Origin of the sequence: Halorubrum kocurii JCM 14978 (assembly GCF_000337355.1) — an archaeon.
GTDB classification, from domain to species: Archaea; Halobacteriota; Halobacteria; order Halobacteriales; family Haloferacaceae; genus Halorubrum; species Halorubrum kocurii.
Genome location: NZ_AOJH01000067.1, coordinates 1 through 1,243 on the forward strand (window position 1 = coordinate 1; position 1,243 = coordinate 1,243).

Consider the following 1,243-nt stretch of genomic DNA (forward strand, 5'->3'; position numbering starts at 1 on the left):
TGCGAGGAATTGCCCGACTACGCGACCGCCGAGCGCGCGGCCAGCGTGTCGATGCGGAGCGGGGTGGGGGTCGTCGACGGCGGCGGGAGCGACGCCGCCGGCGACGCCGACGACGTGAGCCCCCTCCTCCGCGTCGGTGGCGCGACGGTCGTCCCCGACGGCCGCGACACCGCCATCCTCGCGACGGGCGACGTCGACACCGGGGCGCTCGCGGCGGTCCTCCGCCGCCTCGACGCCGCCGACGTCTCCGTCGCGGCCGCGGGGGTCGCCGGGGACGCGTTCGTCGTCGTCGTGGAGCGGCGCGACGGCGCGACCGCGGTCCGGGTCGTCGAGGACGCGCTGACGGCGGTGCCGACCGACGGTGCGTGACCGTTCGATCCCGCTACCCGCACGCTTTTCTAACGCGGTCTGATAGGTAGGAGCGATGAACGCCGTCACGCTCGGTCCCGCCGGCACGTACTCGCACCGTGCGGCGCGGGCCGTCGCCGCCGAGGTGTCGTTCCGCGAGTCGGTCACCGCCATCGTCGACGCCGTCGCGGCCGGCGAGTTCGAGCGGGGGGTCGTCCCTATCGAGAACAGCATCGAGGGCTCCGTCACGGAGAGCCTCGACGCCCTGGCCGACCACGACGTAGCGGTCACCCGCGAGGTCGTCACCCCGATCCGGCACGCCCTCCTCGCGCAGGGACCCGAGTTCGAGGTCGTCGCCAGCCACTCGCAGGCGCTCGCGCAGTGTCGCAACTGGCTGGAGGCCAACTACCCGAACGCGGGACTCGAAGCGGTCGCCTCCACCGCTCGCGGGGTCGAGCGCGCCCGCGAAGACGCTCGCGTCGCCGGGATCGGGCACCCGGACAACGCCGGCGACGACCTCGAGATCCTCGCCGAGGACATCCAGGACCGCACCTCCAACGCGACGCGGTTCCTCGTCGTCGCGCCCGAGTCCGCCAGGTCCGACGCCGGCGGGAAGACGACACTGATCGTCTACCCGAACGCGAACTACCCCGGGCTCCTACTCGAACTCCTGGAGGCGTTCGCCGACCGCAACCTCAACCTCTCGCGGATCGAGTCGCGCCCGAGCGGCGAGCGCCTCGGCGACTACCTGTTCCACTTCGACGTCGACGCGGGCCTCTACGAGGACCACATGGCGAAAGCGGTCGAGGATATCGAGGCCATCGCCGACAACGGCTGGGTCAAAGTGCTCGGGTCGTACGACACCGAACACGTGTTGGACTGAAGCCCGAGCCAC

At 72.0% G+C, this 1,243-nt stretch carries 2 protein-coding genes; both read left to right on the forward strand.

Going from position 1 to position 1,243, the window contains the following annotated elements; translation table 11 throughout:
* The coding region (locus C468_RS10385; RefSeq protein ID WP_008848839.1) for a DUF7523 family protein at positions 1-369 on the forward strand (369 nt) is incomplete at its 5' end.
* 55 nt (positions 370-424) lie between these two features.
* Positions 425-1,231, forward strand: coding sequence for a prephenate dehydratase (pheA, locus tag C468_RS10390; protein ID WP_008848840.1), 807 nt, complete (start codon positions 425-427; stop codon positions 1,229-1,231).
* The last annotated feature ends 12 nt before the right edge of the window (positions 1,232-1,243 follow it).

Bases quoted from the DNA above. Each gene is read 5' to 3' on its own strand.
- pheA (WP_008848840.1), top strand. From the start codon at position 425: ATGAACGCCGTCACGCTCGGTCCCGCCGGCACGTACTCGCACCGTGCG.